19 protein-coding genes are annotated in these 24145 nt (G+C 67.8%); 8 read left to right on the top strand and 11 right to left on the bottom strand.

Annotated elements, in window-relative coordinates:
- Positions 1 to 16 precede the first annotated feature (16 nt).
- Entirely contained in the window at positions 17 to 1468 is a 1452-nt protein-coding gene (locus tag IPG63_06450; protein MBK6726891.1) for a PfaD family polyunsaturated fatty acid/polyketide biosynthesis protein, read from the bottom strand.
- 241 nt (positions 1469 to 1709) lie between these two features.
- Here IPG63_06450 and IPG63_06445 point away from each other — a divergent pair, with 241 nt between their 5' ends.
- Positions 1710 to 2315 (top strand): TetR family transcriptional regulator, encoded by a 606-nt coding sequence (locus IPG63_06445; protein MBK6726890.1) that lies wholly within the window; start codon positions 1710 to 1712, stop codon positions 2313 to 2315.
- Positions 2316 to 2318: 3 nt separating this feature from the next.
- Here IPG63_06445 and IPG63_06440 read toward each other — a convergent pair whose 3' ends face one another.
- Positions 2319 to 3326: a TerC family protein gene (locus tag IPG63_06440; protein MBK6726889.1), complete on the bottom strand. Its 1008-nt coding sequence runs from the start codon at positions 3324 to 3326 to the stop codon at positions 2319 to 2321.
- 355 nt (positions 3327 to 3681) lie between these two features.
- Between IPG63_06440 and IPG63_06435 the strand changes: the two genes are divergently transcribed.
- Positions 3682 to 4092, top strand: a complete 411-nt coding sequence (locus IPG63_06435; protein ID MBK6726888.1) for a hypothetical protein — start codon at positions 3682 to 3684, stop codon at positions 4090 to 4092.
- Here the strand turns inward: IPG63_06435 and ung are convergent, their stop codons facing one another.
- The 8 genes from ung to IPG63_06395 form a co-directional block, all read right to left on the bottom strand.
- A complete protein-coding gene (gene ung, locus IPG63_06430) occupies positions 4093 to 4794 on the bottom strand; it encodes a uracil-DNA glycosylase (protein ID MBK6726887.1) in 702 nt (233 codons plus the stop codon).
- Entirely contained in the window at positions 4791 to 5639 is an 849-nt protein-coding gene (locus IPG63_06425) for a response regulator (GenBank protein ID MBK6726886.1), read from the bottom strand. The genes ung and IPG63_06425 overlap by 4 nt, the downstream gene beginning before the upstream one ends.
- A gap of 6 nt (positions 5640 to 5645) precedes the next feature.
- Positions 5646 to 6647 carry an ABC transporter permease gene (locus tag IPG63_06420; protein ID MBK6726885.1) on the bottom strand — a complete coding sequence of 334 codons (1002 nt, stop codon included), beginning with the start codon at positions 6645 to 6647 and terminating at the stop codon, positions 5646 to 5648.
- Positions 6644 to 7321 carry a cell division ATP-binding protein FtsE gene (gene ftsE / locus IPG63_06415; protein MBK6726884.1) on the bottom strand — a complete coding sequence of 226 codons (678 nt, stop codon included), beginning with the start codon at positions 7319 to 7321 and terminating at the stop codon, positions 6644 to 6646. Before ftsE ends, IPG63_06420 begins: the two co-directional genes overlap by 4 nt.
- Positions 7318 to 8529, bottom strand: a complete 1212-nt coding sequence (gspF, locus tag IPG63_06410) for a type II secretion system inner membrane protein GspF (GenBank protein MBK6726883.1) — start codon at positions 8527 to 8529, stop codon at positions 7318 to 7320. The genes ftsE and gspF overlap by 4 nt, the downstream gene beginning before the upstream one ends.
- Before the next feature lie 457 nt (positions 8530 to 8986).
- Positions 8987 to 9226, bottom strand: a complete 240-nt coding sequence (locus IPG63_06405; GenBank protein ID MBK6726882.1) for a DUF433 domain-containing protein — start codon at positions 9224 to 9226, stop codon at positions 8987 to 8989.
- A 323-nt stretch (positions 9227 to 9549) separates the two neighbouring features.
- Positions 9550 to 12303, bottom strand: coding sequence for a DNA polymerase I (polA, locus tag IPG63_06400; protein MBK6726881.1), 2754 nt, complete (start codon positions 12301 to 12303; stop codon positions 9550 to 9552).
- A gap of 17 nt (positions 12304 to 12320) precedes the next feature.
- Positions 12321 to 13328 carry a diguanylate cyclase gene (locus IPG63_06395; protein ID MBK6726880.1) on the bottom strand — a complete coding sequence of 336 codons (1008 nt, stop codon included), beginning with the start codon at positions 13326 to 13328 and terminating at the stop codon, positions 12321 to 12323.
- A 107-nt stretch (positions 13329 to 13435) separates the two neighbouring features.
- Between IPG63_06395 and IPG63_06390 the strand changes: the two genes are divergently transcribed.
- The 6 genes from IPG63_06390 to IPG63_06365 all read left to right on the top strand — a co-directional run bounded on the left by IPG63_06390 (position 13436) and on the right by IPG63_06365 (position 21795).
- Positions 13436 to 17320 (top strand): response regulator, encoded by a 3885-nt coding sequence (locus IPG63_06390; GenBank protein MBK6726879.1) that lies wholly within the window; start codon positions 13436 to 13438, stop codon positions 17318 to 17320.
- A 13-nt stretch (positions 17321 to 17333) separates the two neighbouring features.
- Positions 17334 to 17729: a DUF2782 domain-containing protein gene (locus IPG63_06385; protein ID MBK6726878.1), complete on the top strand. Its 396-nt coding sequence runs from the start codon at positions 17334 to 17336 to the stop codon at positions 17727 to 17729.
- A 1-nt stretch (position 17730) separates the two neighbouring features.
- The gene (locus tag IPG63_06380) at positions 17731 to 18174 is read left to right on the top strand and encodes a GNAT family N-acetyltransferase (protein MBK6726877.1); all 444 of its coding nucleotides are present in this window, start codon (positions 17731 to 17733) and stop codon (positions 18172 to 18174) included.
- Between the two features lie 4 nt (positions 18175 to 18178).
- Positions 18179 to 18721 (top strand): TRAP transporter small permease subunit, encoded by a 543-nt coding sequence (locus IPG63_06375; protein ID MBK6726876.1) that lies wholly within the window; start codon positions 18179 to 18181, stop codon positions 18719 to 18721.
- Positions 18718 to 20097, top strand: coding sequence for a TRAP transporter large permease subunit (locus IPG63_06370; GenBank protein ID MBK6726875.1), 1380 nt, complete (start codon positions 18718 to 18720; stop codon positions 20095 to 20097). The genes IPG63_06375 and IPG63_06370 overlap by 4 nt, the downstream gene beginning before the upstream one ends.
- Before the next feature lie 213 nt (positions 20098 to 20310).
- Positions 20311 to 21795: a sulfotransferase gene (locus tag IPG63_06365; GenBank protein MBK6726874.1), complete on the top strand. Its 1485-nt coding sequence runs from the start codon at positions 20311 to 20313 to the stop codon at positions 21793 to 21795.
- A gap of 57 nt (positions 21796 to 21852) precedes the next feature.
- Here the strand turns inward: IPG63_06365 and IPG63_06360 are convergent, their stop codons facing one another.
- A complete protein-coding gene (locus IPG63_06360; protein ID MBK6726873.1) occupies positions 21853 to 24066 on the bottom strand; it encodes a M20/M25/M40 family metallo-hydrolase in 2214 nt (737 codons plus the stop codon).
- Positions 24067 to 24145: the final 79 nt, after the last annotated feature.

The following is a 24145-nucleotide window of genomic DNA, read 5'->3' as shown; positions in this document are numbered from 1 at the left end:
GAAACCTCGGTGCGCTTCAGGCGAGCGGGCGCGGACGGAAATCGAAGGCGGCGGCCGGCACCGGCACGCCATAACTGCGCAGTTGCTGGGCGCGCGTAACCACCGCGGCACCTTCGAGCAGGTTCAGCGCGACCTGGGCCACGCTGCGCCCTTCGGGGGCTTCGAGGAAGCTGCCCTCGACCCAACGGTTGAAGCCGCCCATCGCCGGCCCGCACCAGATCTGGTAGTCGGAGTCGCGGTCCTCGACGCCGTCGATCGCCCAGCGTGCGGCCAAGCCCAGATAGGAGCGGAACACCAGCGCCATGCGGTGCTTCGGATCACGCTCGCCGCGTTCGGCCTGCGCCGATTCACGCTTCTCCCAGAACGCCCGCGTCGAAGCCCAGGCGCTGGCGTAGTCGCTGCGCAATAGTTGGCGCTCGATGCGCTCGCGTTCCTCGGCCGCAATTTCCTCGAAGCTCGCATGCGCGCGATACAGCTCGTACAGCTTCTTCGCACGCGGCGCGAACAGGGTGCCGCGCTTGAGCACCTGCACGTCGACGCCCATCTCGAACATGTCGGCGGCCGGGGCCATGGCCACGTCGGCCATGCCGGCCTTCGCGAGCATGGCGCGGCCACGCGCGTGCAGCCCCGCCTCGATGCAGCTCTGGTTCACCGAGCCGGTCTGCACATACGCCGCACCGAGCGCGAACGCGGCGGCGACAGCACCCGGCGTACCAAGACCACCCGCGGCACCGATGCGGATCGTGCGCGCGTCGCCGCGCCTGACAACGATTTCATCGCGCAGGCGCATCAGCGCCGGGATCAGCACCGGCAACGGCCGGTTGTCGGTGTGGCCGCCGGAATCGGCTTCGCCGGTCAGGTCGTCGGCCACCGGCAGTTGCGCGGCGAGATCGGCCTCGTCGCGCGTCAGGCGGCCGGACTCGACCAGTGCGTTCAGGATCTTCGTGGATGGGGGTTCGAGGAAACGACGGGCGACCTCCTCGCGCGAGACCTTGCCGATCACGAAGTTGCGGCGCTGGATGCGACCCGCGGCATCGCGGCTCAGACCGCTCGCGGCGTAGCGCACGATCGCCGGCGACATCGCCATGAACGCGCTCGCCTCGACGCGACGCACGCCGCGACGCAGGAACAGATCGACGATGGCGTCTTCGAGCGAAGGCTCGGCCGGGCTGTGGATCAGATTCACGCCCCAGGGTTTGCCGAGCGGATCCAGCGCGGCGGCGATGGTGTCGATCGCCGCTTCGACGCGCGCCGGCGACAGCCCCGCGGCGCCGAACATGCCGAGCGCGCCGACCTTGCCGAGCTCGATCACCATCTGCGCCGAGGCGATGCCATTGGCCATGGCGCCGCCGATGTACGCATGACGCGTGCCGTGCACCTCCTGGAAGCTGCGATCGCCGAGCCATTCCGGGTACAGCGGCGGCAGCAGGCCGAGCAACGGCCACACCGCGGCGTCGTTCGAGGTCATCACTTCACCGTCGCGGCCAACGCCGATGCCGCCATCGCGACCACGCAGCACATGCAGCGGCTCGCGCACTGCGGCGGCAGCGGCGGCAATGCCGGCACCATCGAAAACTGCGGCGTGCGCGCCGGCGGTCCACGCCAGCGCCGGGGTTGCGCCGTGGGCGCGGGGGAGGGAATGGGACTGGCTCACGGCGAATTTGGCACTCAGTGGCACTTTGTGGGCAGACAGCTATATCCTCTTGGCGATGAAAAAGCCACCGTCGCTGCGCCGCGAGTTGAAGAAAGACGCCACCCGGCGCGCGCTGGTGCGCGCCGCCAATCGCCGCTTCCACAGCGTCGGCTTCGGCCGGACCACGCTCGATGAAATCTGCGCCGACGCCGGGGTCAGCCGGCGCACCTTCTTCCGCTACTTCGACAACAAGGAGGCGCTCGCGTTTCCGCACCGCGCCGAGCGCTTGGAGGGCTTTTGCGCATTGCTCGACGCCGCACCGCACGGCGAGAGCCCGCTCGCCAGCCTGCGCCGCATCGCGCAAATCTTCGCCGCTGAATACGCCGCCAACCGCGAGCAGTTGATCGCGCAACAGCGCGTGGTCGCCAGTACACCGTCGCTGATCGCGGTGGAGCACGAAATTGACCGCGACTGGGAAGAGGCGATGTATTGCAGCTTCGTGCAGCGCCTCGGCAGCGGGGAAGCCGCCGAGTTGCGCGCGCGCGTACTGGCCGGAGCCTGTATCGGCGTGATTCGCGCGACCATGCGTCACTGGTTCGAGGTCGAGGGTCGCGCCGATCTCGGTCAGCTTGGCTTGCAGGCTCTCGCCGCGCTGCACGATCCGCTGCCGGCGGGCGGCTGAGCGTCAGCGCTCGCGCCGCTCGCGTTTCGGGTCATCACCAGCCGCCAGCCCCGCTCCTTGGCGCCGCGTCCCGAATGGGTACATCAGGCTGATCACGATGCTGGTGGCGAGGATCGCGACCACGATGCCGAGCGAGAGCAGCGCGTCGAACTTGTAGAAATCGACGATCAGCATCTTGGCGCCGACGAACACCAGCACCATCGCCAGCCCGTAGGTGAGCAGGTGGAAACGTTCCTTCAGGTCGGCGAGCAGGAAGTACAGCGCGCGCAGGCCGAGGATGGCGAAGATGTTCGCGGTCATCACGATGAACGGATCTTCAGTGATGGCGTAGATCGCCGGGATCGAGTCGACCGCGAAGATCACGTCGGTGACCGCGATCAGGATCACTACCGCGAACAGCGGCGTGAACCAGCGCTGGCCGGCTTCGACGAAACTGAAATCCTCGCCGCGAAAGTGGTTCGCGATCTTCAGGTGCGAACGCATCCAGCGCAGCACCGGGTTGCGTTCGAGATCCGGAGTTTCGTCGGCGAACCACAGCATCTTCAGGCCGGTGACCAGCAAGAACAGGCCGAACAGGTACAGCACCCAGTGGAATTGCGCGATCAGCAGAGCGCCAAGCAGGATCATCACGGCGCGCAGCACGATCGCTCCGATCACGCCGATGATCAGCACCCGCTTCTGGAATTCGATCGGCACCGCGAAGTAAGTGAACACCATCAGGAACACGAAGATGTTGTCGACCGACAGCGACTTCTCGATCAGATACCCGGTCAGGAACTCGCTGGCCTTGGCATTGGCCAGTTCGCGGCCACCGCTGCCATCGAGGTACCACCACAGACCAGCGCAGAACAGCAGCGCGAACACGATCCACACCAGCGACCAGCCCAGCGCTTCGCGCACCGAGACCTTGTGCGCGCCTTGCGCACGCATCACCACCAGGTCGACGACCAGCGCGACCAGCACGAAGCCGGCAAAGCCGGCCCACATCCACCATTCACCAATTGTTTGCATCACGATTCCCCGAAACCCTCGGCCACGGCACGTGCCGTCGCGGCGGAGCGGGAACGATGTACGCGACCCGGCCCCCGCACACGGCGGCGGAAGGCCGGACTCGCGTCCAGCCCTCCTCAAGGCCAAGGTCTTGCTCGCAGTGCCTGGGCACTGCCCACAAGACCGGGAACCTGCGGTTCCGTGCTGACGGTCGTTGCGGCGGGAGCTACTCCCCTTGGAGCGTCCCGGCCAACCAGCGCCGGGAGCAGCCCAGTATGCCGCAAGCGCGTGATCCGTACGTCAAGCGTCGAAGCGGGCGCGCAGGCCGTCCCGACGATGCCATCATCGGCCCAACCCGAGCCGCAACTCAGTGATCATGCCAGGCAGCGACACCCTCCACGGACCCGGATTCGACATCGAACTAGCCGAGCGCCACGGCTACCTGCGCGCCCACGTGCGTGGCGGCGTCGACTCGGTCGCAGTCTCGGTCGCGTATTGGACCGCGCTCGGCACCGAGTGCCGGCACCGCGCCGCAACGTGCCTTCTGGTGATCGAAGAACTGGAGCCGTTCGGCGACCCCGGGCCCGACGTGTTCGAAACCGTCACCGATGCCATGGTCGAAGCCGGGTTCCGCGACATTCGCCTGGCCTTCGTCGATGCACGCGAAGAGGTCGAGGCCAACGAGATGGGCATGATCGTCGGCGCCGACAAGGGCCTGGCGATGATGATGTTCTCCAGCGAAAGCGTCGCCGACCACTGGCTGCGCTTCGGCGGCGGTCGCGGCTGATCAGGCCAAGGTCGCCCGCGCCGGCAGGCGCCAGTCGATCGGCGCGCGAGCGTGCTCGCGCAGGTAGGCATTCGCAGCCGAGAAGTGGCCGCAGCCGGTGAAGCCGCGATACGCCGACAGCGGCGACGGATGCGGCGCTTTCAGCACCAGATGCCGCCGCATATCGATGGCTTTGCCCTTGGCCTGGGCGTGGCTGCCCCAGAGCAGGAACACCAGGTTCTCGCGTTCCTCGTTGAGGCAGTGCACGATGCGATCGGTGAAGTGCTCCCAGCCGCGGCCCTGGTGCGCACCGGCACGGCCCTGCTCGACCGTCAGCACGGCGTTCAACAGCAATACGCCCTGGCGCGCCCACGCCATCAAGTCACCATGGTCGGGTCGGGCGATGCCGAGATCGCGCTCGATCTCGGCTTGGATATTGAGCAGCGACGGCGGCACCGGCGTGCCCGGCAACACCGAGAAGCACAGACCATGCGCCTGGCCGGGGCCGTGGTACGGGTCCTGGCCGAGGATCACAACCTTGACCGCATCGAACGGCGTCGCGTCGAGTGCCGCGAAGATCTGCGCAGCGGGAGGAAACAGGGTCTTGCCCGCCTGCTTCTCCGCGACCAGGAACGCGCGCAGGCCTTGCAGGTACGGCGCCGCGAACTCGTCGGCGAGGCGCGCCTTCCAGCCCGCTTCGAGGCGGACGCGCTCGCCGCTCACGCCCGCGCGGATTGGGTCTGGCGAAAGTTCCGGCCGACGCGCAGCTGGAACAGCAGCTTGGTGATCAGCAGGCGCTCCTCGACCGGCTTGCTGACCAGATCGTTGGCGCCGGCGCGCAACAGCGCCGCCTGGTTGTTCGGATTGTCATCGGCCGTCATCACCAGGATCGGCAATTGGCCCTTGGAATACCCGTAGGGGCCGCGGATGTGTTCGAGCAGCTCCTTGCCGGTCAGACCACCCTTCAGATAGACGTCGGTCAGAATCAGGTCGGCACCGGGCCCGCCGCTCTGCGCCTTGGCGGTATCGACCAGGGCGAGCGCGTCTTCGACACTGACGACGTGGGTGACCTTGAGTCCGTACTTCTCCAGCATGCGCCGCGTCGCCAGCGCCACCACCTTGCTGTCCTCGACGTAGAGCACCTGGCCGTCAGCCGAGGTCTGCGCGCTGATGTAGCCGCGGATGAACTCCCCGAGCGCGGCGAAACCGAGCGCCTTGTCGAAATAGTCGGTGACATCGTCGGACATGCCGCGCGTCTCGAGCATCTCGGTGACGCTGCCGGAAACGACGATTATCGGGATATAGGCCTGCGGCGTGAACTCGCGGATGTGGCGCGCCAACTCGAAGCCATCCATGTCCGGCAGGGTCAGCGCCATCGTGACCAGATCAACCACGCCCGCTTCGAGATGCTGTTTGGCCTGGGCTCCAGTCTCGCAACTCATCACCACCACGTTTGGCAGTTCGGCGCGCAACACCTGCTCGATCATCCGGCGCGCCACTTTCGAGCCATCGACCACCAGCACGCGCGGCTCATCGCTCGCAATGTGAGAGGTCAGTACGGCGCTCATGCTGCTTCAGTCGGCCCGGTCGGAAAGTAGTTGCAGGGTAGCGGCGACCAAGGCGCCGATCCAGCCCAGCACCGCTCCCGCGACCAGCGCCAGCAGGCTTGCAGCGGCGCTCGGCGCCGACAGGCGAAAGTCTGCGGCGTAGCTCGCCGCCAGCGCCGCGACCGGCGCGCGCAGCAGCAGGTACACCAGCCACGACAGCGCGATCGCGAGCGCCGCACCCAAGACGCCGTAAAGCGCGCCGCCGTAGAGAAACGGACGGCGCACATGGGCGTCGCTGCCGCCGAGCAGCGAAACGATGCTGATCTCCTCGCGCCGCGCCATCACGTCGAGACGGATCGCGTTCGCGATCAGCAACATCGCGCCAAGACCGAGCAGGCCGGCCAGCACCTGCACGATGCGGCGCAGCAGTCCGAGGATGCGGTCGAGGCGTTCGCGCCAGGCGGCGTCGTGCTGCACCAGGTCGACGCCGGCGACGGCTTCCAGGCGCGCCGCCAGTTCGGCACCGGTGACGCCGGCCTCGGGCGTGGCCAGCGCCACCCAGGGCAGCGGGTTGCGATCGAGCGCGGCCGCTGCGGCCTCGAATCCGGGCAACTGGCGCAGTTCCTCCAGACCCTGGCCGGGCGTGCGCCGGCGCAGCGCGGCGACGCCGTCCACCGCCAGCAGCGCGCGCATGCTGGCATCGACGCCAGCCGCGTTCAGTTCCGGGTCGAGGAACACCGTGACATCGCGTTGCTCGTCAAGCGCGCCGCCGACCTGCGACAGATTGTGCACGGCGTGATCGAGCAACAACGGCAGCGTCAGCGCGAGTCCGATTACCAGCACGTTGACGCTGCTGCCGATGCGGTGCGCGGCGAATTGCGCCAACGCGGCGCGGCAGGCGGCGCGATGCTGGGCGAACCACTGCACCACGCTCGGACGCCCAAGCCCGCGATTGCGCGCGATGCGGATGTTCGCCGGCGGCTGCAGCGCTGCCTGGTCCTCCTTCGAGCGGCGACTGCGCCGGCTCATGCGCTCTTTCCCGGGCGGAAATCGTCGATCAGCCGTCCCTTGTCCAGCACCAGCACGCGCCGCTTCATGCGCTGGATCAGATGCAGGTCGTGCGATGCGACCAGGATGGTGCTGCCGGTGTGCGCGAGTGCGACGAACAGCTGCATGATCTCGCTTGCCAGCTGCGGATCGAGATTTCCGGTCGGTTCGTCGGCGACGATCAGCGCCGGGCGTGCGACGATGGCTCGGGCGATGCCCACGCGCTGCTGCTCGCCACCCGAAAGCATGCTCGGACGCACGCGTTCGCGGCCACCGAGGCCGACCAGGTCCAACGCCGCGCGCACCCGTTTCTGCAGTTCGGTGTCGTCGCAGCCGGCGATCTGCAACGGCAGCGCGACATTGGCGGCCACGCTGCGGTCTTCGAGCAATCGGTAGTCCTGGAACACCAGGCCGAGGCGTTGCCGATACGCGGCGATGCGAGCGCCGCGCGTGTTCGCAAGCGCTTCGCCGTCGACCGCGATCTGGCCGCGCGTCGGCCGCTCGATCAGCGCCAGCAGCTTGATCAGGGTGCTCTTGCCGGCGCCGGAGTGGCCGGTGACGAACAGCATCTCTCCGGTACCGATCTCGAAGCTCAGCTCCGTCAGTGCATCGCCGCCGTTCGCATAGCGCTTGCCGACGCCGTCGAACCGGATCATGCGCGACCCACCAACGAGTTCAACTCGAAGATCGGCAGCAGGATCGCGAGCACGATCGCGAGCACGACGGCACCGACCAGCAGAATCACCACTGGACCAAGCACGGCGGCGAGCACGCCGAGATGCGTGCGCGCCTCGCGCGACTGCTGACTGGCAGCGGCCTCCAGCATCGCCGCCAGTTGGCCGCTCTTCTCGCCGCTGCCGATCAGGCGCAATGCCACCGGAGGCATCGCCTTGTGCTCGCCGAGCGCACGCGCCAGCGTCGCGCCCTCGCGCACGCGCAGCGCAGCCTGGCGCAGTGCGATGCGGATCGGCTCGCGGCGCACGGTGTTGACCGCGAGCTTGAGTGCTTCGAGCACCGGCACGCCGCATCCGATCAGTACCGCCAGCGTGCGCGTGGCACGCGCGGTGTCCATCGCGCGCAGCAGGCGCCCGAGCCCGGGCAGGCGCAACAGCAACACGTCGAGGCGCTCACGCACCGCCGGCCGGCGCAACGCTGCGGCCGTGGTCATGACCGCGACGACCACCGCCGCGCCCAGCCACAGGCCCCAGGCCGAAAGGAATCGCGAGAGCGCGACCATGGCCACGGTCAGCCACGGCAGCTCGCGTCCGAGGTTCTCGAACACGTCAATGACCTTGGGCACCACTGACGTCATCAACCCCATCACCACCGCGCCAGCGACGATCAGCAACAGCATCGGATAGGCCAATGCGGTCCACAGTTCACGCTGCAGCCCGTCGCGCTGGTCGGCATAGTCGGCGAGTCGATGCAGGGCGCCGTCGAGCTGACCGCTGCTCTCGCCGGCGGTAACGGTGGCGACATACAGCTCGTCGAAGGATTCCGGGAATTCGGCCAGCGCCGCCGCCAGCGAACGGCCTTCGCGCACGCGCCCACGAAGAGCCGCGACCAGGTGGCGCAGCTTCAAGTCATCGGTTTCGTCGGCAAGCGCGCCCAGCGCCTCGTCGATCGGCAACCCGGCACCGAGCAGCGTCGCCAGCTGCTGCGTGAACACTGCCAGACGCCCGGCTCCGAGCCCGCGCGCGCCAACCGTACCGGCCACCGCGCTCTCCATCGCCGCCGCGACCTCCAGCGGATGCAGCCCACGATCGCGCAACTGCTGGCGCGCCGCACGCGCGGTGTCGGCATCGACCACGCCGCGCTGCTCGCGCCCTTCCGCATCCAGTGCCTGGTATTGAAATGCCGCCATCGAACCGTCTGCGAACTCAGGCCGCGGCCGGGCGCGGGCACGTCAAGTCGCCCTCGTCAGCCAGCCATCCGGCAATTGAAATGTCCCCACCCAGGGCTTCCCGATGCATGCGCTCACTGTCGAAACGCGCGGACCGGGCAGTCGCCGAATCATTCATGTCAGGTTTTCTCGATCAATACGGCGTGTTGGGGACGATTTCCGTCAGTTCGCGAAGGGTACGCGCATCGAAGCCGTCGTTGTAGGCCACCGCGGCGTCGATACCGGCAAGCCCGGGCTACGCGAACACCGCGGGCAGTGGCCGCAAACGCAGGCCGGATTCTCCGACAACCACCAGATGGCCCCGCATCCGCTCGGCATCGTCCAACACCGTCATCACCTGCGAGTACGTCGATACCCCGTGCTCGCAGCAAAGCCACGGATGGCGCAGGAACATTTTCGTTAGCGATCAGCGGCGGCTTCACGCCACCGCCTTGTGCGCGGCAACATAGCGTTCTTCACGCATCATCTCCTCGGCGAAGGCCAGTGCCGCGAGGATGTCGTCCCGCACCAATTGCGGGTAGGAGGCGAGTATCTGCTCATAGCTCCAACCGTTCGCCAGCCAGCCGACAATCAACTCGACAGAGATCCGCGTGCCGCGGACTACTGGCTTGCCCACCAGCACTTCGGGATCACTGCCAATCCGGTTTCGCCACTCCATGATCCGACCTCGTGTCGCGCTGCATCTGCGCCTGTAGACCGAAAAAACTCTAGCACTTCGCGAGCCGGAATTTCGCCCAAAAGAAAGCCCCGGGCGCTTGGGGGCACACCCGGGGCTGGGGTCGCAGGCCGAACTGGGGAGTAAGGGCCTGCTTTCAGTTCACTCAGGGGATGGGAGTGAACGGATGCGTTGGGGGACGCGATCCGGGGTCTATGATCCGGACGCGGGACGCAAAGTTCGCATGCCAAAGGTCCCGAATTCAGAAACGGTTCATCGCCGTGACAGCGGCGCGAAGACTGCGTTTCGCGGGCCGCGACGTGCGCTCAGTGCGCCTCGTCCCAGTTGGCGCCGGCGCCGATGCCGACTTCCAGCGGCACGCGCAGCTCGGCCGCAGCCATCATGCGTTCGCGCAGACCGGCGCTGAGTTCCTCGACCGCACCCGGTCGAACCTCGAACACCAGTTCGTCATGCACCTGCAACAGCATGCGCGCGTCGTCGCGGCCGCCGAGCCAGGCATCGACCGCGAGCATCGCGCGCTTGATCACGTCGGCCGCCGTGCCCTGCATCGGCGCGTTGATCGCAGCGCGCTCGGCGCCGGCGCGTTGCGCGGCATTGCGCGAGTGGATCTCGTTCAAGTAGAGGCGCCGCCCGAACACGGTTTCGACGTAGCCGTCGCGGCGCGCGCGTTCGCGGATATCGTCCATGAACGCGCGCACGCCCGGATAGCGCTGGAAGTAGCGGTTGACGTAGTCCTGCGCCTCGCCACGGCCGACGCCGATCTGCTTTGCGAGCCCGAACGCCGACATGCCGTACATCAGCCCGAAGTTGATCGCCTTGGCAGCGCGCCGCTGGTCGCTGCTGACTGCATCCGCCGCGACTCCGAACACTTCCGCCGCGGTCGCGCGATGCACGTCGATGCCGTCTCGAAACGCGCGCAGCAGGCCTTCGTCGCCGGACAGGTGGGCCATGATGCGCAGCTCGATCTGCGAATAGTCGGCCGCGACCAGAACGAAGCCGGGCGCGGCGATGAAAGCGCTGCGGATGCGGCGACCATCCTCGGTGCGGATCGGGATGTTCTGCAGGTTCGGATCGGTCGAGGACAGGCGCCCGGTCTGCGCCGTCGCCTGGTGGAACGAGGTGTGCACGCGGCCTGTGCGCGGATTGATCTGGCCCGGCAGCTTCTCGGTGTAGGTATTGGCGAGCTTGGCGGCGCCGCGGTAGTCGAGGATCAGGCGCGGTAGCTCGTGTTGCTCGGCCAGATCCGAGATCGCGTCCTCGTTGGTCGAGGGTTGGCCGGTCGGGGTCTTGGCCAGCACCGGCAGCTTCAACTCGTCGTACAGCACCGCCTGCAACTGCTTGGGCGAGTCCAGGCTGAAGCTGTGCCCGACCAGCGCCTGCGCGCGGGTCGCGATCTCATGCATGCGCCGGCGCAGCACCTGCGTCTGTTCACGCAGGCGCTGCGCGTCGATCAGGATCCCGCGCGCCTCCATGCGTGCGAGCACCGGCACCAACGGCATCTCGATCTCGTCATAGACGCGCTTGAGCGCCGGCACGCTCGCGAGCTTCGCCTGCAGCACCTGGTGCAGGCGCAGGGTGATGTCGGCGTCCTCGGCGGCATAGTTCGTCGCCGTGTCCAGATCGACATCGGCAAAGCCGATCTGCTTGACGCCCTTGCCGGCCACCGCTTCGTACTTGATGGTCTGGTAGCCGAGATATTTCTGCGCCAGCGAGTCCATGTCGTGGCGCGTCGCGGTCGAGTTCCAGACGTAGGACGCGAGCATGCTGTCGTGGCGATAGCCGCGCAGCGCGATGGCGTAATTCGCGAGCACGTGCATGTCGTACTTGCCGTGCTGGCCGATTTTCGCGAGCGATGGGTCTTCGAGCAGCGGCTTGATCAGGGCCAGGGCTTCGTCGCGATCGAGCTGCTGCGGCACGCCTGGATAACGATGTGCAAGCGGCACGTAGGCAGCCTCACCGGCTTCGATCGCGAACGACAATCCAACGATCTCGGCCTGGTGCGCGTCCAGGCTGCTGGTCTCGGTGTCGAAGGCGAAGCTGCCGGCTGCGCGCAGGCGCTGCAGCCAATGCTGAAACTCGTCGCGTTCGCGGATGCAGACATAACGACCCTTCGTCGCCAGCGCCGCATCCAGCGCTTCGTCCTCGCGGGTGGCGGCGACGATCGCAACCGGCGCGCGCGCGGCACGCGGTGGCGCGCGATCGACCGCGGCAGCACCATTCGCCTCCAGGTCCTGCAACGCGGCGCGGAAGCCGTAACGCGTGTACAGAGTGCGCAGCGCGTCGATGTCGGGCGCGGCACGCACCAGGTCTTGCGGCCTCTGCGCAAGTGCGAGATCGGTCTTCACCGTCGCCAGTTCCTGCGACAGCGGCAGGCGCTCCATCGCCGCGCGCAGGTTCTCGCCGATCTTGCCGCCGACCTCACCGGCATGTTCGATCACGCCCGCCAGCGAGCCGTATTCGCCGAGCCACTTCGCCGCGGTCTTCTCGCCGCATTTCTCGACGCCCGGAATGTTGTCGACCTTGTCGCCCATCAGGGCCAGGTAGTCGACGATCTGGTCCGGACGCACGCCGAACTTCGCGACCACGCCGGCAGGATCGAGCCGCGAGTTGGTCATGGTGTTGACCAGCGTGACCTTGTCGCTGACCAGCTGCGCCAGGTCCTTGTCGCCGGTGGACACGACGACGTCGACGCCGTTGCCCTCGGCCTGCTTCGCAAGCGTGCCGATCACGTCGTCGGCCTCGACCCCGGGCACGCGCAGCAAGGGCACGCCGAGCGCCTGCACGATCTGCATCAGCGGTTCGATCTGCGCGCGCAAGTCGTCCGGCATCGGCGGCCTGTTCGCCTTGTAGTCGGGGTAGCGCTCGTGGCGGAAGTTCTTGCCGCCGGCATCCATCACGAAAGCCAGGTATTCGGGCTTCTGCGCCAGGTGCTGGCGCAGCATGTTGACCACGCCGAACAAGGCACCGGTCGGCTCGCCCTGGGCATTGCTCAGCGGCGGCAAGGCATGGAAGGCGCGGAACAGATAGGCGGAGCCGTCGATGAGGATCAGTCTGGACATCGTGCTCTCCGCCGCGCTCAGCCGCGGACGCGATTGCGGCCGTCGGACTTGGCGCGGTACAGGGCGCGATCGGCGGCGTCGATCAGCAGCGCTGGTTCCAGTTTCGCGCTTGCGGCGAGCGCGGCGTAGCCAACGCTGACCGTGACCACCGGCGCTGCCGCCGAGCGCGGATGCGACAAGGCCTCTAACTCCACGCGTGCCCGCAGCGCCTCGGCGAGCAGTGCCGGGTCGGTGCGCTGCGAGTCGTCGATCAGCACCGCGAACTCCTCGCCGCCGTAGCGCGCGACCAGGGCACCGGCGGCTGCGGCTTCCGCTTCCAGCGCACCGGCCACGCGCTTGAGGCAGTCGTCGCCGGCGAGGTGGCCGCGGGCATCGTTGTATTCCTTGAAGTGATCGATATCGAGCAGGATCAGTGCTGGCGTCCGCCCCTCGTTCCGCGCCTGCGACCAGACTTCGAGCAAGCTGCCGTCGAACAGGCGGCGATTGGCGACGCCGGTGAGGCCGTCGCGCTCCGAGAGCTGGCGCAGCTGCGCGTTGCTGAGTTCGAGCCGCTGCGTCGCTTCGAGCAGTTCGGCGTTCAGTCGCGCCAGCTCGGCGTTGCGCTCGCCAACCTCGCGCTGCATGCGCGCGATGCGCACCTGGTTCTCGACGCGCACCAGCACTTCCTCGATCTGGAACGGCTTGCCGATGTAGTCGGCGCCGCCGGCACCGAACGCCTGCACCTTGTCGATGGCGCCGTTCAGCGCCGACAGGAAGATCACCGGCACCGCCGCGGTGGCCGGCTGCGCCTTCAGTTGTCGGCACACCTCGTAGCCATCCATGCCAGGCATGGCGATGTCGAGCATGACCAGGTCGGGCACGTCGGCGGCGGCGGCAACCATTGCGCGCGCGCCACTATTGGCGACGCGGCAGCGATACCCGTGGCTGCCGAGGATGGCGACCAGCAGCTCGATGTTCGCGGGGTTGTCGTCGACCACCAGAATGTCCGCCCGCTGAATCGTGGCGGGCGCGGAAGTGGCTTGCATCGGCGCGTTCCTGGGACAACGCAAGGGGAGGCGAGACTAACACGCGTGGCGGTCGCGACGGCGCGCGCACGCGGGCTATGATCGGCGCTCCCTGGACTCGGTGACGCATGCCCATCCGCTTCGCATTCCGCTGGTTGGCGATGCTCGCGCTGGTGCTGGTCGCGACTGCCGCGTACTCGTCGCCGGCAGCCGAGCGCGCCGAACTCGGGCAGCCGCTGCTGCGCAACTTCACGCCGCGCGAATACGGCGCGCACAGCCAGGTGTGGGCGGTGACCCAGGATCAGCGCGGTCTGATCTACGCCGGCACCGAGGATGGCGTGCTCGAGTTCGACGGCCTGCGCTGGCGCCTGATCCGGACCACAAACCGTTCGATCGCGCGCGCGCTTGCGGTCGATGGCGCAGGCCGCGTGCATGTCGGCGGCCTGCGCGAGATCGGCTACCTGGAGCCGGATGCAGCGGGCCGCATGCACTACGTGTCGGTGCTCGACCGCCTGCCACCCTCCGCACTCGGCTTCGACGACGTGCACCACATCTTCGTGCGCGGCGACGGCGTCTACTACGCCACCTATGCACGCCTGATCCGCATCGCCGGTGACCAGGTCAGGGTGTGGAGCCCGAAGAGCGCATTTCACCGCGGCTTCCAGGTACGCGACCGCATCTTCATCCGCGAGCGCGGCCGCGGCCTGCTCGAACTGGTCGGTGACGAACTGCAACTGGTCGCCGGCGGCGCGCGCTTCGCCGAAGAGCGCGTCGACGCCATGCTGCCCTTCGGCGAAGACGGCGTGCTGATCGGCAGCCGCGGCTCGGGGCTGTTCGTGCTCGATGGCGGCGGGTTGCGTGCGCATCCGACCGCGATCGACGCCGAGCTCGCCAGCGATCTGCTGTACAGCGGCGCGCTGCTCGAAGACGGTCGTATCGCCCTCGGTACGATCCAGGGCGGCGTGCGTTTCCTCGCTGCCGACGGAACCTCGCGCGGCCGCATCGATAAGCCGCTCGGGCTGCAGGACGACACCGTCTACGCCATGTGCGTCGATCGCCAGGGCGGGCTCTGGCTCGGTCTCGACCGTGGCCTGAGCCGGATCGAGACACGCGCTTCGCTCAGCCGCTTCGACGAACGCTCCGGCCTGCCCGGCGGCGTGCTGTCCTTGCATCGGCATGGCGGGCGCCTGTACGTCGGCACCGGCCAGGGCCTGTTCCGTCTCGAACCCGGATCAGACCCGCACTTCACGCCGATCCGAGGTATACGCGGCCAGACCTATGCATTGCTGTCGGTCGGCACGCGCCTGCTCGCGGGCAACAACGAAGGCACCTTCGAGGTGCGCGGCGACGAAGCGCTGCAGCTGCAGTCCGGCGGTACCGGCACGACCATGGCCCTGCACGCCTGGCCCGGAAATCCCGCGCGCGTACTGGTCGGGTTGTGGGACGGCTTCGCGTCGCTGCGCCTTGAGAACGAACACTGGATCGACGAAGGCCGCATCCCCGGTATCAGCGCCGAGGTCAGCTCCTTCGCCGGCGCCGGAGAAGACTCGCTCTGGGTCGGCACCTGGAACAGCGGCGTGCTGCGGCTGCGCTTCGCCGCTGCCACGCCCACGGTCGAGCGTTTCGGCGTCGAGCACGGCCTGCCGGCGCTGGACGACAACTACGTGCAGCGCATCGGCGGGGCCACGCGTTGGAGTACGAACCGCGGCATCTACCGTTTCGATGAGGGCAACGCGCGCTTCGCACCCGACCCGGCCTTCGCCGGGCTGTTCGCGGAGGGTCCGCGAAGGATCGTGCAACGTGCGGCGGAGAGCAGCGATGGCAGCCTCTGGATGCAGACGCTCGACGAAACCCGCGGCTGGTACGAGGCCGGAGTCGCACGCCACGATGCCGCGGGTCGCTACCACTGGGCGCCACAGACACTGCGTGCGCTGTCCGGAAGCCAGATCGAGATCGTGTTCGTCGATGCCGATGGCGTGGTCTGGTTTGGCGGCAGCGATGGCCTGGTGCGGCACGATCCGGGACCGCCGCCCGCTGCGCGCGCGGATTACGCCGCGCTACTGCGACAGGTCAGCGTGCTCGCCGACGGCCGCGTCCTGCAGGGCGGTGCCGGCGCGGTGGCGCTGGCGACGCTGGCGTTCGCCGATCACGGCCTGCGCTTCGATTTCGCCGCACCCGGCTTCGGCGCCGCCGACGACGCCAGTTTCCAAGTGTGGCTCGAAGGCAACGACCGCGACTGGTCCGGATGGAGTCGCGAGGGCTTCCGCGAATACACCAACCTGCACGAGGGCAACTATCGCTTCCGGGTGCGCGCGCGCGATCTCGATGGCGTCGTCAGCCGCGAAGCCGAGTACCGCTTCCGGGTGCTGCCGCCGTGGTATCGCAGCACCTGGGCCTGGCTCGGCTATGCCGTGCTCGCGCTCTTGCTCGGTCGCCTGCTGCTGCGCTGGCGACTGGCACGGGTCGAGGCCGAGAAGCACGAGCTCGAGGCCACGGTGGCATTGCGCACCGGCGAGCTGCAGACCCGCAACCGCCAGCTCGAGGAGGCACGCACCCGCGCCGAGGACGAACGCCACGCCGCCGACACCCAGCGTGCGCGCGCCGAAGAGGCGAATCGCGCCAAGACCGTGTTCCTCGCCAACATGAGCCACGAGCTGCGCACGCCGCTGAATGCGGTGCTCGGCTTCGCGCAGTTGATGGAACGCACACCGAGCCGCTCGTCCGAAGACCACCGTCACCTGGGCACCATCCTGCGCAGCGGCGAGCATCTGCTCGACCTGATCAACGATGTGCTGTCGCTGTCGCGCATCGAAGCTGGCGCGATGGCGCTGGAGACCTCCACCTTCGACCTGCGTGCGCTGCTCGACAACGTCGCCGAGTTGATGCGCATGCGCGCCGAGGCCAAGGACCTCTGGCTGCGCATCGAGCTCGATGAACTTCCACGCGCGGTCGAGGGCGACGCACGCAAGCTCAGCCAGGTGCTGTTGAACCTGCTCGGCAACGCGGTCAAGTTCACCGCGCACGGCGGCGTTACCTTGCGCGCGAGCTGGGCGCAGGGGCGTGCCCAGTTCGTGGTCGAGGACACCGGCCCCGGCATCGCCGCGCAGGAAATCGGCCAGCTGTTCGAGCCCTTCGTGCAGGCCGAAAGCGGACGCGCCGCGAAGGAAGGGGCCGGGCTCGGGCTGGCGTTGTCGCGCGACCTCGCACGCATGATGGACGGCGACATCGAGGTGCAAAGCACGCCGGGGCAGGGCAGCGTCTTCACGCTATCGATCACCCTCGCGGCAAGCGCCGGCGATGCGCCGCTGTCGGAACGCGGTGATCGTCGGCGCGTGCGTGCGCTGGCTCCCGGACAGGCAGCGCAACGCGTGCTGGTGGTCGACGACCACGATGACAACCGCGCCTTGCTCGCCGGCCTGCTCGGCGCCGTCGGCTTCGAGGTGCGCACCGCCGCGGATGGCGGGGAGGCGCTGCAGCTTTGGCGCGACTGGCGGCCGCAGCTGATCTGGCTCGACAAGCGCATGCCGGGCATGGACGGCACCGAAGTCGCGCGCCGTATCCGCGCCGAGGAACAGCGTGGCGGCCGCGAGCGCGTGGTCATCCTGGCGTTGTCCGCGAGCGCGCTGGAGCACCAGCGTGCCGAGATCCTGGCAAGCGGCTGCGACGATTTCCTGTCAAAGCCGTGCCGCGAATCGCGGATCTTCGCGCGCATGGCCGAGCACCTCGGGGTGCGCTACCTGCACGACGATGACGGCGAGCCCGCCGCGACGACAGCGGCAGCGGCAGCGGCCGCCGCCCCTGTCCAGGACCGCCTGCAAGGGTTGCCGGCGCCGTGGATCGCAACCATGCGCCACGCGCTCGCGCTCGGCGACACCGAGCGCGCGCTCGCCACGGCCGCCGAGATCGAGGCGCGCGACCATGATCTCGCAGCGCAGATGCGCGCCCTGCTCGCGGCCTATCGTCTCGACGAACTGGAAGCCATGCTCGCGGCCGCGGACGCACCAAGGCGCTGATAAGCTAGCCGCCATGCGCATCCTGACCTTGATCCTCGCACTCGCCCTGCCGCTGCCGATCGTCCTGGCCGCGGCGCCCGCCACGACCGACAAGCCCGACGCCAAGCCTGCCACCCAAGCCGAAGCCGCGCCGACCAAGGTCGCGGATGCGCCACGTCCGAGCGATCCGCCACTACCGGAGAAGGCGCAGCCGCCCGAGGAACCGCCACCGACGGTTACCATCCGCAACGTCAAGGGTGCGCTGATCGAGGAATACCGGCACGGATCGCAGCTGTACATGATCCGCGTCGTGCCCGAGCGCGGCGTGCCTTACACCTATCTCGACACCGACGGCAACGGTCGCCTCGAGTACGAAGGCGAGGACGGCCCGGTGCGCGCGGTCTACTACACGCTGTACGAGTGGGACTGAAATGGCTCGGCACGAAAGCACGGTGACGATCCGCAAGTCGAATTCGATCAGCGCACTCAAGGCCGCGTTCCCGGTGATGCGCGAGTTGCGCCAGCATCTCGATCTCGATTCCTTCCTGGCCGCAGTCGCCACCCAGCGCAAGGAAGGCTACGAGATCGCGGCACTGTGGGATGGCGACCAAGTCAAGGCCGTGGCCGGCTATCGGCTGATGACCTTCCTGGTGTGCGGGCCGACGATGTACGTCGATGATTTCGTGACCACCGCCGAGTCGCGCGACAAGGGCTACGGCAAGCTGCTGTTCGCCTGGCTCTACCGCGAGGCCAAGCGCCTGAAGTGCGAGGCCCTGCACCTCGACTCCGGCGTGCATCGCCACGCCGCGCACGCGTTCTACCTGGGCCAGCGCATGGCCATCACCAGCCACCATTTCTCGATCGACATCAGCTGAGACGATGCGTTTCCTGCAGGCGGCGTGCGCGCGCATCGACGCGCTGAACGAGTGGATCGGGCGAGCGCTGGCGTGGCTGACCTTGCTGCTGGTGCTGCTGGTGTTCGCGCTGGTAGCCGCTCGCTACGCGTTCTCGCTCGGATCGATCGCCGCCCAGGAAACCACGCTGTGGTTGCACAGCATGGTGTTCCTGCTCGGTGCCGCGTTCACCCTCAAGCGCGACGCGCACGTGCGCGTCGACCTCGTCTACCAGCGCCTGACGCCGCGCGGTCGCGCGCTTGCCGACCTGATCGGCACGCTGCTGCTGCTGTTGCCATTCTGCACGTTCCTGCTCTGGGTCAGCCTCGACTACGTCGCCATGGCCTGGTCGGTGCGCGAGGGCTCGCGTGAACCCGGCGGCCTGCCCGGCGTGTTCCTGTTGAAGACGCTGATTCCGATCGCCGCTGCGTTGCTCGGGCTGCAAGGCATCGCCCAGGCGGTGGCGGCATGGCAGCGCCTGCGCACGGGCAGCGAATCGCCCGCGCATGCGCCGGGGGTCGGGCCATGAGCGGCGGCGGCTGGGCCATCCTGATGTTCCTCGGGCTCTGCGCCGCGTTGATGCTCGGCTATCCGGTGGCAATGACGCTGGCCGGCGTCGGCCTGATCTTCGCCGCCATCGGCACCGCGCTCGGCGCCTTCGACCCGGTGTTTCTCGAAGCGCTGCCGAATCGCGTGTTCGGCACCATGAGCAACGACACCCTACTGGCGGTGCCGCTGTTCGTGTTCATGGGCGTGATGCTGGAGCGCGCGCGCATCGCCGAGAAGCTGCTGCTGACCATGGGCGCATTGTTCGGCGGTCTGCGCGGCGGGCTCGCGGTGTCGGTGATGCTGGTCGGCGCGGTGCTCGCCGCCTCCACCGGCATCGTCGGCGCGACCGTGACCACGATGGGCCTGATCGCGCTGCCGACCATGCTGCGCTATGGCTACGACGCGCGCCTCGCCAGCGGCACCATCTGCGCTGCCGGCACCCTCGGCCAGATCATTCCACCGTCGGTGGTGCTGGTGCTGCTCGGCGACGTGCTCTCGAATGCCTACCAGCAGGCGCAGTTGAAACAAGGCATCTACGCGCCGAAAACGGTCGCAGTCGGCGACCTGTTCAGTGGCGCGCTGCTGCCCGGAATGGCGCTGGTCGCGTTGTATCTGGTCTACATCCTGTGGACCGCCTGGCGCCATCCCGAACGCGCGCCGGCGATTCCCGCCAGCGAACGCGCAGCGATCGGCCCCACCGACCTGCTCCAGGCGCTGGCGGCGCCGTTGCTGCTGATCCTCGCGGTGCTCGGTTCGATCCTGTACGGCATCGCCACGCCTTCCGAGGCCGCCGCGGTCGGCGCCGTCGGTGCGATGCTGTTCGGTCTACTCGGCCGCGAATTGAGCCTGGCCCGCCTGCGCGAGGTGATGCAGCAGACCGTGCTGGTGAGCAGCATGGTGTTCCTGATCCTGATCGGCGCGGCGCTGTTCTCGCTGGTGTTCCGCGGCTTCGGCGGCGACGACGCGGTACACGGATTGCTCACCGACCTGCCCGGCGGCAAGTGGGGCGCGTTGTTCTTCGTCTGCCTGGTGATGTTCCTGCTCGGCTTCGTCATCGACTTCATCGAGATCATCTTCGTGGTCGTGCCGCTGACCGCACCGCCACTGCTCGCGCTCGGCATCGACCCGGTCTGGCTCGGCGTACTGTTCGCGGTGAACCTGCAGACCAGCTTTCTCACACCACCGTTCGGCTTCGCGCTGTTCTATCTGCGTGGCGTCGCTCCGCCGACCCTGCGCACCGCCGATATTTACCGCGGCGCGGTGCCGTTCATCGCCTTGCAGGTGCTGATGCTGCTGATCATGTGCCTGTGGCCGCAACTTGCAACCTGGTTGCCCACTCGGTTGCTTGCGGACTGAGGCGCACGCGGCGGCCAGGCGCATGACACGGCGCCACCCGACCCGCGATGCTCACGGTTATGATCGGCGCTTCGCAGCCGCCGAGCATCCATTTTCGTGTCCGACTCCGCTACCGCCGGTCGTGGCCGCACGCACGGTCTGCCCGCAGACGCTGTCGCCCAGCTGGAAGCAGCCGCGCGTGCGATCCGCGACGGTGCCGGCGAGTCGGCGCGCATGCACCTCGATGCGGTCGTCGCCCGCCATCGAGGGCATCCGGAAGCCTGGCGCTTGCTCGGGATCCTGCACAGCGTCTCGCGCAGGCCGGCAGATGCGGTGAACGCGTTGCGCCGCGCGCTTGCGCTGCGCGCTGACGATGGCCTGATCCACAGCGACCTCGGCAACGCCCAGGCAGCGCTCGGCGAAATCGACGCAGCGATGAGCAGTTGGCGTCGCGCAGCCGCGCTTGCACCGGAACAGGCCATGCCCTGGTTCAATCTCGGACGCCAGCACCAGTTGCGCGGCGAGAGCGAGTCGGCGGTGCAGGTGCTCACCCAGGCGGTTGCGGTCGATGCCCGGTTCCTGCCGGCGCGCATCCTGCTTGCCGATGCCCTGGTGCATCTGGGTCGCTTCGACGCAGCGACGGCGGCCTATCGCGCGGCGCTGACGGTGCATCCGGCCTGCGGCGATGCCTGGCGCGGACTCGCCAACATCAAGACACAGCCGCTCACCGATGCCGACCGCGAGCAGTTGCTCGCACTGCTGCACAGCTCCGACACCAGCGAGAACGACCGAATAGCGATCGGCTTCGCCCTGGGCAAGGTCGAGGAAGACCACGGTCATGCAGCCGAAGCCTACGCCGCACTTGTGCAGGCCAATGCCTGGCTGCGCCGGCGCGCGCCCTGGAGTGAAGCTGCGCTGCGCCAGTACGTGGAACGCGTGCTCGCGCTCACCCGGCAACTGCCGAAGCCGCCGAACCCGAAGTTCGGGGCGGAGGTGATCTTCATCGTCGGCCTGCCGCGATCGGGCTCGACCTTGCTCGAACAGATGCTCGCCGCGCACCCCAATGTCGAAGGGGCAAGCGAACTCGACGATCTCGGCGATGTGCTGCAGGCCGAATCGCAGCGCCGTCGACAGCCCTATCCGGAGTGGATCGCGAAGGCAAGCGCGCAGGACTGGCTGCGCCTCGGCCGCGAGTACCTGAAGCGCACCGCGCGCTGGCGGACGCGCAAGCCGCGCCACAGCGACAAACAGCCGGACAACTGGAAGCACGTCGGCGTCCTGCGCGCGATGCTGCCGGGAGCGCACATCATCGACATGCGCCGCGATCCGCTCGAAACCGCATGGTCATGCTTCAAGCAGCAGTTCTACCAGTTGCCGCATTTCTCCTGCGACTTCGCCGACATCGCCGCCTACCTGCAACTGTGCGAACGCGCACTCGATGCGTGGCGGGGCAGTGATCCGCAGCAGGTGCACGTGCAGCACTACGAGGCCTTGGTCGCCGAGCCCGAGCCACAGTTGCGCGCGCTGCTCGCGTCGTGTGGCCTAGACTTCGACGCGCGCTGCCTCGACTACGCGAGTGCCGAACGCAGCGTGCGCACCGCCAGCGCCGCCCAGGTGCGTCAGCCATTGCGCCGCGATACCGCCCGCACCAGCGACTATGGTGCCTTGCTCGACCCCTTGCGTGCGGCACTCGCCGGGCGCGGCCTGCGCGGCGCCTGAACAACGAAGGCCCCGGGTTCGCCGAGGCCTTCGCGGGGTCGAACGCCTGCAGCGGCGCTACATCGTGATCGACCAGCTGTTGATGTAGCCGGTGTCGCCTGCACCGTTGTCGTTCACGCGCAGCTTCCAGGTGCCGTTCAACAACTCCGAAGACAGGTTCAGGGTCATCGTCTTGTTGATGTTGTCGGTGCCCGAACCGGTGCGGTTGTGGAGGTTGTAGAGCGTGCCATCGGGTGCGACCAGGTCGACCTTCAGGTCGCCCTGGTAGGTGTGCACGATCGCCACCGTGACCGACGCCGTGCTCGGCGCATTGCCGCTGCGACCGCTGATCGTGATCGGCGAATCGACCGTGGTGTTGTCGCGGATTTGGTAGTCGGTGGCGTTGCTGTAGGTCTGCGTTTGCGGCGGCGTGCCGGTGCTGTAATTGCCGACGATGCTGACGCCCGAGAACGCCGAATACGCCTTCATGCGCACGTAATACGTGCCCGTGGACGGCGTCGCGAAGGTGCAGGTTTCGGCATTGCCGGACTTGTACGGGCGGCAGTCGTAACTCGTATCGGTCGGCGCCGAGCCGAACTTCACGTACAGGTCGGCGTCGCCGCTGCCACCGGACATGGTGAACGTCAGGTTGCTGGCGCCCGCCGGCACATTCATCACGTAGTTGACGCTGGCACCGGTGGCGGCCGAGAGGTTGTTGACCGGCACGCCCTTGCTCAGGATCAGCGCGGTGCCCGAGGACACCGTGACCGCGCTGGTCTTGCTTGCGCTGGCGCCGGCGTTGTCGGTGACGGTCAGGGTGACGTTGTAGCTGCCGCCGGTCGCGTAGGTCTTGCTCGGGTGGGTCGCGGTGCTGCTGCTGCCGTCGCCGAAGTTCCAGCTGCGGCTGGCAATGCTGCCGTCGCTGTCGCTGGAGCTGTCGGTGAAGGTTGCCGTCAGCCCCGAAGTGGCCACGCTGAAGTTCGCCACCGGCGGCTGATTGCCGCCACCGCCGCCCGTGGTCTTGCCGAGCTCGCCGAGGAAGGCGAGGCCGAGCTTGGCGAACTTGACACTGTTCGCGGCCGAGTTGGCCATGTTCGCGAGGGTGTCGTTGGGGCCATGGATGTTCGGGTTGTAGCCGCTGCCGCTGCCGGCCTCGAACATCATCGCCGCCGGGTAGCCGGCGCTGGTCCACGAGGCATGGTCGGAACAACCGTAGCCGCAGGTGTAACTGCTTCGGGTCAACCCGCTCGGCGCCAGATAGGTGTCGAACAGATTGGTCAGGAAGGTCTTCATCTCGGCGTTCGAGTAGTCGGTGATCAGCTGCATGTCGGCAACCGAGCCGGACTTGTAGTTGGTCATGTCGAGCTGCAGCACGCCGACCACGTTCTTGCCGGCGGTCTTGAACGACTGCGCAATCGCGTTCGATCCACGCAGCCCGACTTCTTCAGCGGCATAAGCCATGAACTTGACCGTGCGCTTCGGTTTCCAGCCGCCGGCCAGCGCGATGCGGATGATCTCGGTCAGCGTGGCCACGCCCGAGGCGTCGTCGTCGGCGCCCGGCGCGACCTGGGTGTTGCTGCCGCCACCGTTGGTGTTGATCGAGTCGAGATGTGCACCGAGCACGAGGATCTCGCCGGGCAGCTCGTTGCCGTTCACGGTCAGGATCACCGAGGGTTGCGTCGAGCAGTTGCTGCAGGTGGACAACTCGGTGCTGACATCGCTGCGCGTTCCGGCCAGGGTCTGCCAGCGCGAGCGGATCCACTCCGCCGAGGTCTTGCCGGTACTGCTGGTGTAGTAGCGGTTGGTGTTCCCGGACAGCGTGGTGATGGTGCCGCGGATATTGGCCTCGCTCGCCTGCGACAACCAGGGATTGACCGTGGTCTGGTTGTCGATGGTGTAGCTGACCAGCTTGGCGTGCGCCGCCTGCAGCGAAGCCTCGCCGCGCAGGAAGGCCTCGGCCTCGGCGCGCGTGGCGAACGCGAAGAAGCCGCCACAGCGCTTGCGCTTCTCGTGGATGGCACGACTGATCGGTTCGAGCTGATATTCGCGCACCTCCGCCAGCACCAACGGCGTGCCGATGCTGTCGCGCACGCCGATGCCCTTGCCGTTGCCGACGAGGGCCTGCAGGTCGCTCTGGTAGATGTCGCTGGAGGTGACGATGAACGCCGCGGCCATGGGATCAGGGGCAGGTTCAGCGCCACTGTCGAGGTGGTTGAGGGCACGACCGGCTGGTGCGAACGCGAGCAGCGCGGCGAACAAGGTGGCGAACGGAATCGGGTGCAGCAGTTGCATGTGAACTACTCCTTCAAAGTCCCGAAAGACACAACCCCGGACGAGCCGGGGTTGTGCATGGTTCAAGCTAGCGGTGTTG

Source organism: Lysobacterales bacterium (assembly GCA_016703225.1).
GTDB lineage: Bacteria > Pseudomonadota > Gammaproteobacteria > Xanthomonadales > Ahniellaceae > JADKHK01.
Note: the sequence above shows the minus strand (reverse complement) of the source record. Positions and strands in the feature narration are given on the sequence as shown.

Bases quoted from the DNA above. Each gene is read 5' to 3' on its own strand.
- IPG63_06450 (MBK6726891.1), bottom strand. From the start codon at position 1,468: ATGACCTCGAACGACGCCGCGGTGTGGCCGTTGCTCGGCCTGCTGCCG.
- IPG63_06445 (MBK6726890.1), top strand. From the start codon at position 1,710: ATGAAAAAGCCACCGTCGCTGCGCCGCGAGTTGAAGAAAGACGCCACC.
- IPG63_06440 (MBK6726889.1), bottom strand. From the start codon at position 3,326: ATGCAAACAATTGGTGAATGGTGGATGTGGGCCGGCTTTGCCGGCTTC.
- IPG63_06435 (MBK6726888.1), top strand. From the start codon at position 3,682: ATGCCAGGCAGCGACACCCTCCACGGACCCGGATTCGACATCGAACTA.
- IPG63_06425 (MBK6726886.1), bottom strand. From the start codon at position 5,639: ATGAGCGCCGTACTGACCTCTCACATTGCGAGCGATGAGCCGCGCGTG.
- IPG63_06420 (MBK6726885.1), bottom strand. From the start codon at position 6,647: ATGAGCCGGCGCAGTCGCCGCTCGAAGGAGGACCAGGCAGCGCTGCAG.
- ftsE (MBK6726884.1), bottom strand. From the start codon at position 7,321: ATGATCCGGTTCGACGGCGTCGGCAAGCGCTATGCGAACGGCGGCGAT.
- gspF (MBK6726883.1), bottom strand. From the start codon at position 8,529: ATGGCGGCATTTCAATACCAGGCACTGGATGCGGAAGGGCGCGAGCAG.
- IPG63_06405 (MBK6726882.1), bottom strand. From the start codon at position 9,226: ATGGAGTGGCGAAACCGGATTGGCAGTGATCCCGAAGTGCTGGTGGGC.
- polA (MBK6726881.1), bottom strand. From the start codon at position 12,303: ATGTCCAGACTGATCCTCATCGACGGCTCCGCCTATCTGTTCCGCGCC.
- IPG63_06395 (MBK6726880.1), bottom strand. From the start codon at position 13,328: ATGCAAGCCACTTCCGCGCCCGCCACGATTCAGCGGGCGGACATTCTG.
- IPG63_06390 (MBK6726879.1), top strand. From the start codon at position 13,436: ATGCCCATCCGCTTCGCATTCCGCTGGTTGGCGATGCTCGCGCTGGTG.
- IPG63_06385 (MBK6726878.1), top strand. From the start codon at position 17,334: ATGCGCATCCTGACCTTGATCCTCGCACTCGCCCTGCCGCTGCCGATC.
- IPG63_06380 (MBK6726877.1), top strand. From the start codon at position 17,731: ATGGCTCGGCACGAAAGCACGGTGACGATCCGCAAGTCGAATTCGATC.
- IPG63_06375 (MBK6726876.1), top strand. From the start codon at position 18,179: ATGCGTTTCCTGCAGGCGGCGTGCGCGCGCATCGACGCGCTGAACGAG.
- IPG63_06370 (MBK6726875.1), top strand. From the start codon at position 18,718: ATGAGCGGCGGCGGCTGGGCCATCCTGATGTTCCTCGGGCTCTGCGCC.
- IPG63_06365 (MBK6726874.1), top strand. From the start codon at position 20,311: ATGCACCTCGATGCGGTCGTCGCCCGCCATCGAGGGCATCCGGAAGCC.
- IPG63_06360 (MBK6726873.1), bottom strand. From the start codon at position 24,066: ATGCAACTGCTGCACCCGATTCCGTTCGCCACCTTGTTCGCCGCGCTG.